The 6,650-nt window shown below is 61.2% G+C and carries 6 protein-coding genes and 1 tRNA gene; all 7 read right to left on the bottom strand.

Translation table 11 applies throughout. The features are described 5' to 3' along the window. Positions 1-87: 87 nt before the first annotated feature. Complete coding sequence (locus DDF70_RS26100; RefSeq protein ID WP_114947673.1) at positions 88-1,353, bottom strand: IS701 family transposase; 1,266 nt, start codon at positions 1,351-1,353, stop codon at positions 88-90. Between the two features lie 96 nt (positions 1,354-1,449). Beyond that, positions 1,450-1,550, bottom strand: a tRNA-OTHER gene (locus tag DDF70_RS36955). Positions 1,551-1,835: 285 nt separating this feature from the next. Beyond that, the gene (locus DDF70_RS26095) at positions 1,836-2,423 is read right to left on the bottom strand and encodes a hypothetical protein (protein ID WP_162820676.1); all 588 of its coding nucleotides are present in this window, start codon (positions 2,421-2,423) and stop codon (positions 1,836-1,838) included. 280 nt (positions 2,424-2,703) lie between these two features. Then, positions 2,704-2,967, bottom strand: coding sequence for a GlsB/YeaQ/YmgE family stress response membrane protein (locus DDF70_RS26090; protein ID WP_114947671.1), 264 nt, complete (start codon positions 2,965-2,967; stop codon positions 2,704-2,706). A gap of 99 nt (positions 2,968-3,066) precedes the next feature. Beyond that, positions 3,067-3,558 carry a hypothetical protein gene (locus DDF70_RS26085; protein ID WP_114947670.1) on the bottom strand — a complete coding sequence of 164 codons (492 nt, stop codon included), beginning with the start codon at positions 3,556-3,558 and terminating at the stop codon, positions 3,067-3,069. A gap of 59 nt (positions 3,559-3,617) precedes the next feature. Then, positions 3,618-3,803, bottom strand: a complete 186-nt coding sequence (locus DDF70_RS26080) for a hypothetical protein (RefSeq protein WP_114947669.1) — start codon at positions 3,801-3,803, stop codon at positions 3,618-3,620. A gap of 168 nt (positions 3,804-3,971) precedes the next feature. Continuing rightward, positions 3,972-6,617, bottom strand: coding sequence for an EAL domain-containing protein (locus tag DDF70_RS26075; RefSeq protein ID WP_114947668.1), 2,646 nt, complete (start codon positions 6,615-6,617; stop codon positions 3,972-3,974). Positions 6,618-6,650: the final 33 nt, after the last annotated feature.

Below are 6,650 nucleotides of genomic sequence, written 5' to 3'. Positions count from 1 at the left end.
CACTACTTTGGCACTTTCATCAGTGAACCTAGGGTGAAGCGGGCACGGCAGAAGGGACATCGGAGGCGCATGGCATGCGCCAGATGATCAAGCAGCATGCGCCGAACGGCCGGCAGCGTCGGTTGTGGCGGTGGTCCGCCGGCTTTTCTTTTTTCCCCCTGTGGCGGCCTGCAGCCGCAGATGCTGCAAGAACAAATACGCGATCAGCGTCAGCAGCGCGTGTCGGTGCAGCCCGCGCCACGAGCGGCCCTCGAAGTGATCGAGCCCGAGCTCTTCCTTGAGCTGCTGGTGCGCCTGCTCGCACACCCACCGGGCTTTGATGAGAGAAGCCAATTGCTTCAGCGTCGTGTCGGGCGGCAGGTTGGACAGGTAGTATTTGCGCTCGCCTGAGGGGCGATGCTCGCCCACGAGCCACACCTCGTCGCCGGGCAGATGCTGACCGGTCCGTCCCTGAAGACGCACCTCAGGCCCATCAGCCACCCGCACGCGCACGGCTGCGAACTTCGCCTTCAGCGGACCCTTGGTGCCGCGCCGCCAGGTGACCTGACGCCAGGAGGCGGTGGCCAGCATGGCTTCGGCCGCGATCGCCTCCTGATCTGGGATGAGCCGCGTGCGGGGTCGGCCGCGCGAGGGCGGGGGCGTGATCATCTGCACGTCCGCCGTGTAGACCTTCTGAATGCGCGGAATGCCCACCGCCCACAGCAGCCCTAAGGCTGAGAGTGCCTGCCGGAAGGGCCCGCTGATGCCATAGCCGGCATCGGCCAGCACCGCCCCGAAGCTTACGCCGGCTTGCAGCAGACGTTTGAGTTCCTCCAGGGCGATCTCCGGCTTGGTGCGCTGCGTCCAGAACGCCTCGGGCACGCCCGCCTGCTGCAGGCGCTCGGGATCCTGGATCCAGGTGTCGGGCAGAAACAGCCGCAAAACGATCGGGACCGGCACCTCACCCTTGGCGAGGGTGAGCGACACCAGGCTCTGACAATTGGCCTGCTTGCCCACCACTCCGGCATATTGCGAGGCGACACCCACGGAGTGCGTGCCTTTCTTGAGCAGCGCCGTGTCGTCGATCACCAGGATCGCGTCTGGCCCGCCAACGAGCCGGGTGGCCTGAGCCAGGAGTTCGGCCTCGAGCGGCGCCTCGTCCCACGGGCCCACGGCCACGAAGTGATGCAGCTGGTCATAGTCGGCGGGCGCCACCCGGGCGGCCATCGGCTGCAGGCTCTTGCGCTCACCTGGCCCGATCAGGCCCGCCACATAGAGCGGGCACATGCGCCGGCGAGCCGGATGGTGAAGAGGGGTGAGGAAGGGTTCGAGCCAGGACTGAAGTTCGTGTTCCCACGCCACTGAGGTGCTCATGACAACCTCCTGCGGACCATCCTTCCGAGAAGACGTCGGCAGGCCTCGCCTGGTTCCTCATGCCTGCCAAAGTAGTGCTAAGTGCTTGATATAGTTTGGTGAGCGCGCTGGGACTCGAACCCAGGACCCTCTGATTAAAAGTTAGAGGGTCTCTGCTCAAGCGACGTTGGACAACTCGTCTACCCAAAACTGCGCTCTCACGAGAAGCTCACAAAGCAGTGCGGTTGGTTGGGAAGAGGCGCCATCCCGGGTTTCAGAATGGAATGACCTTCGGCCGGCGCGCAATCAGCTTAGGATCGAACACCTCAACCTGATCAACCCAATCAGGATCCCAAGACCTGAGATTCGTGACAGAAGAGCATGCCGTGGTTCTGTATCGGCATAGGGTCGAGGCGATTGCCGCTCCGGGGGATCTCGTGAGTGACGAGGTCGCCCGGAGCATCCTTGAGAGCAGGCTTGGCAGGCATGCTGCGGGAGCGGCATCACCGTCTCGTCGATGGGTCCTCCACCACATAGGAGCGGATCCGGGTCCGTCCGTGGCTGAGGTCCCGTTGGCCGGCATCAGATTGCTCCGGAACTCCGGCAGCCCCCTCTTTGCCGCCGGAAGCCGAACGCTCGCCGGTGGCCAGGTTGGCGGCTGATCCGGAGACGACACCCTCGGCCGACACACCGGACCATCCCGCCGCCCGCCAGGAGTCGGCGCGCTCGTCCATATCGATGGTGCCTTCGTCATCGAGGATGTCGAGCACGCGCTGATACTGCTCATCGCTGGCATCGACCGAGATCAGATAGCCGCCGCGGCTGAGGCCCTCCGCATAGGTGTGCCTGTCTTCGTCCGGGAGAAACCACCCGCCCAAGGCGCCCCAGAACCCTCTTGGCCCGGAGCGTCGGGCTGCGGCGGGATCGTCCGGCGGATCCCGCTCGTCACCAGGCATGAAGCGAATGATGTCGTGGGGCACCCCGGCATCCACCAGACGCTTGATCGCATCCTCGGCATCGCTGCGGCTGTCGAAGAAGGCTGTGACCACTTTTCGGGATAATGAAGAACCTGTGGGGATGCTGGACGTCATTGATCTGTTTCCTCCTCGTTGATGACCAAGCCATCCGAGGCTCACATTCCTGCGGCCAAGGCCTGGTTCGTGGCAAAGGGCCTCCTCAACTTCACGAGGGAAGACAAGCTCGCCTCCCCTTCCCTTGGTTGTTCGGTCGGAAGCCCATGGCGGCACCGGGTACCTCAGCCCAAGATGCCGCTTGGGCATAGACTTGGCCGGGTTGCAGCAATCTGGTCCATGCCCGTCGTGCTTTCATGCAGCAGGTCGGCCTAAAGCTAGGCGGTTGGTCTCCGAACACCTACACGGAAGAGCGGCTGCGACCTGCTACGGCATGGTAGATCACAAGGACAACAATCGCTCCGATGATGGCAACCACCATGCTCCAGAGATTGAAGCCGGTCACACCGACATGCCCGATGGCATTGAAGATGAAGCCGCCAACCACGGCTCCGACGATGCCGAGAACAATGTCGAGGACAACGCCCTCGCCCGATTTGTTCACGATTTTGCTGGCGATGAAGCCTGCGATGAGGCCGAGAACCAGCCAGCCGATGATCGACATGCCACACTCCCTCGCTGCCTCAGAATCAACGGTGGCGCTTGAAAAGAGTTCGAGTGGTGCCGTGGAATGTCTCGTCCGTCAGGCCATGCGGTGCCGGGCTTAGCCTTTGAGTGTAGTCAACTCGCCGTCTTCCTGATCCAGGTCGATGAAGCGACCGTTCTTGGGGATGACCAACCCGTCCCCGATCTTGGGCAGCTTGGACAGGGCGGCGCAGGTGATAGCGGAGTGCTCTCCCGACGAAGTCTCAGTGCCGGTGAGCCGCGCATTTGCCTGCCCAGGACCTCGAAGGCTTCCTTCAATCCGGATGCTCTGATCAGGAAATGTCCATGTGAAATGCTGCCCTGTCTGCTCCCATTTGCCCGGCCATTCGCCCGGTTTCGTCCGAGACGCATCGAAGATGTAGGGGCTGACCTCACCATTCTCCAACTCGCCTCCCCCGACGCCGCCACCAGGGTAGAAGGTGATCACGAACTGAGACCGATCAGAGGCGCGGGTGCATTGCCAGAGGGAGCCAGCAAGGCTGAGGCCGTCGGCGATCGCTGTTGGGGACGCCAGAGCAATCCCGATCGCGGCGAGCAGGAAGCGTTTCATGGGCTGTCTCCGATCAAGGACGGAGCCGCACCGTAGGTGGAGTTCCTTACGAAAACTTATCAGCCGGTGGGATTGGAGCGATCGGTGTTGCCACCGCTGCTTTCAAGAAAACACACCAGGGCAAAGACGCTGATCACTGCCGCCAGCTCCGCACCGGACAGGAGCCAAGAGGGAGCACTCGCCCGCAGCAGCCCGATGGCTATCAGCGAGAGGAGGAAAGTAACCACTGTGCTCCACATCAACATGGGAAATCGTCCCTTCGAACGAGGTGAAGCCTTAACAGGTTGAATATGAACAGCCAATGATGGGCTCACGCCATGACTAAGGAAAGCTTAGACCACCCAGCGCGGGGGCAATCCTTACAAGACCCAATCGATCTTCACCTTTGATCAATAGATAGTGGATCGCTGGCGTTAGGTCTCGGCCCGGATTTCGCGATCTGCCATAATCTCCTCGAAGGGCTCAGGCCTGTGAATCGCGTAGCCCTGTGCGAAGGTGATCCCCATCAACGAGACCAGTTCGAAAGTCGCCTGATCCTCGACGAACTCAGCGACCGTCTGAGCGCCGAGTTCTTTGGCAATCTGGTGAATGGATTTGACGATGTAGCGATCCACCGCGTTCGTTGTCATGTTGTGAACGAAGCTGCCGTCGATTTTGACCATATCGACCGGAAACTGGCGCAGGTAGTTGAACGAACTCAGGCCAACGCCGAAATCATCCAGTGCAATCTGGCATCCCATTTCGCGCAACCTGCCGACTGTCGTGGCTGCCACGGCCATATTGCTGACCACGGCCGTTTCCGTGATCTCAAAGACCAGGGTTTCTGGCGGGATTCCGGAAACCTCAAGGATCTCGCGCACGTAGGCCACGAACGAAGCATCGCCGATTGAGGCTGCCGACAGGTTGAGGTGGATCTGGGGATGCTGGTCGAGGCCTCCTGCCCGTCCAATACAGGTCAGAGCCTCCCGGACCACCCAACGGTCAATGGCGCCAATGAGGTCATACCGTTCTGCCGCCGGAATAAACACAGACGGCGGGATAATCGTCCCGTCCCTGTCTAGCATCCGCACCAAGATCTCGTACCGCTGCTGGGTCGGATCCGCGCACGCGACAATCCGTTGAGCAAAGAGCCGTAGCCGTCCCTCTTCTATCGCTAGTTTGATCCCGGCCGCGACAGCGATCTCGCGATGGCGATCAACCGCTTCGCTCTGCTCGGGCCGGTAGATGCTGACGCGGTTCCGCCCGGCCATCTTGGCCGTCAGGCAGGCAACATCCGCTTGAGCGAGGACCGCGCTTGGGGAGCGGGTGCTCGGCGTAATCTCGGTAACCCCGATGCTGGCCCCGACACTATAGCTGCGATCCTCCCAAGGGAACTGGATCGCACTGGCTGCAGTATTGAGCTCCTCAAGGATCACTGTCGCATCATCAAGGGAACATCCGAGCAGGATGATGCCAAACTCATCGCCACCAAGCCGGCCAATCACATCGCCATCGCGCAGGTAGTTTGGCAAGGCTCCTGCCACGCTCCGCAACAGGGCATCACCAGCGACATGGCCGGCGGAATCGTTGATGATCTTCAGCCGGTCGAGGTCGATAAAGGCCAGGGCATGTTTGATGCCGGTGTCACGGCTTTCCGCCAGGGCCTCTTCAAGCTTCTGCTCAAAGGCTGATCGATTCAGGAGACCTGTCAGTTCGTCATGGGTCGCGTTGTATCTGAGGCTTTCCTCGGCTTCGCGCCGGGCCGTGATGTCCTGGTATTGCACGATCATGTAGGCCGGCTTGCCTGCCTCGTCCCGCAGGAGAGAGGCAGACCTGAGGACCCAAACTTCCGTACCATCCTTGCGCACCAAACGGCGTTCGCTCTCGACGACGTCGATCTCGCCTCTCAAGAGCGGGCCATCATCTGGTGGATCGTCATCCGAAGGGGTCAGGTCGGCCGCCGTCTTCGACAGCATCTCCCGTTCGGAAAACCCGAACAACCGGCAGAAGGCCGGATTGACCTTGAATACGGTTCCGTCGAGGCACAGCAGCGCCGTTCCGATCCCGGCGCCCTTCATGGCTCCGCGGAAGAGCGCTTCGTTATGCAAGGCCTCCTGGTGCGCGGCTCGCCGCCAGCGGAACTCCCGCCGTAGGCTGAGAGCCAGAGCAATCATGGCCCCGGTCAGGGCTAGCACAATGCCGCCGATCGTCAGAGCTCGGCTCTGCCAGGCGGCATAGACATCCTGTAGGGAGCGTCCCACGCTGATCGTCAGCGGGAAATCCCCGATCTGGGTAAACGTATAGAGTCGCGGGACGCTATCGAGTGGCGAGGAACTGGCCTCAAACGATCCTGATCTCTGCTGCGGATAGTAACGATAAATCCCCGCCCCACTGACGTCCGTGCCGAGATGCTTCTCGTTGAATGGCTCGCGCACGAGTAGCTTCCTGTCCGCTCGCATGAGCGACATCGAGCCATTCGGTCCCAGGTCCATCGTACGGAACAGATCGGTGAAGTAGTCCAAGCCCAGGCCGACATACGCGATCCCGGCGAACCGGCCATCCGGGTGAGAAATCCGCCGGCTGAACACGAGGCCCCATCCAAGACCAACCGGGCTCTTGATCGGCAGCGAAACGTAGAGCCCGACGTCCGGACGATCGCGGTGGATAGAGAAATATTGTAGCTTTGCTACGTTGATGATATTCAGGTCGGTCAAACGGGAGTGGTATCTTAGCTTCCCGTTTTCATCGACGACGGCGATGGCAGCGAAGTACTGCGCCGTCGCGACCTGATCGAACAGCAGCTGGCGCTGGAGGTCAGAACCCAGTTCGGTGAAGCCCGGCTGGGTGACCCGATCGATGACCTTCTGGATCGTCAGATCGATGATCTCAATATTGCGGGAAAGATCTCGGCTCACCGATGCAACAAGATTGCTGGATGCTGCCCTCGCCTGATCAGATGCGTTCCCCCGTTCATCGTAGACGAGAGCCGCGCAAAGCAAGTTGAAGACCGCAGCCAGAACCAGAACGTTCAGGACCGGGTTGCGCGCAAGCAGGTTCTTACACCAGGAAATGGAGGTCACGAGGCAATTTCTTGGACAGGAGCATCGGGCGGG

The organism is Microvirga calopogonii, from assembly GCF_003347665.1.
GTDB classification, from domain to species: Bacteria; Pseudomonadota; Alphaproteobacteria; order Rhizobiales; family Beijerinckiaceae; genus Microvirga; species Microvirga calopogonii.
Note: the sequence above shows the minus strand (reverse complement) of the source record. Positions and strands in the feature narration are given on the sequence as shown.

Coding starts and splice junctions, on each gene's coding strand:
- DDF70_RS26080 (WP_114947669.1), bottom strand. CDS start 3,803: ATGTTGATGTGGAGCACAGTGGTTACTTTCCTCCTCTCGCTGATAGCC.
- DDF70_RS26100 (WP_114947673.1), bottom strand. CDS start 1,353: ATGAGCACCTCAGTGGCGTGGGAACACGAACTTCAGTCCTGGCTCGAA.
- DDF70_RS26085 (WP_114947670.1), bottom strand. CDS start 3,558: ATGAAACGCTTCCTGCTCGCCGCGATCGGGATTGCTCTGGCGTCCCCA.
- DDF70_RS26090 (WP_114947671.1), bottom strand. CDS start 2,967: ATGTCGATCATCGGCTGGCTGGTTCTCGGCCTCATCGCAGGCTTCATC.
- DDF70_RS26095 (WP_162820676.1), bottom strand. CDS start 2,423: ATGACGTCCAGCATCCCCACAGGTTCTTCATTATCCCGAAAAGTGGTC.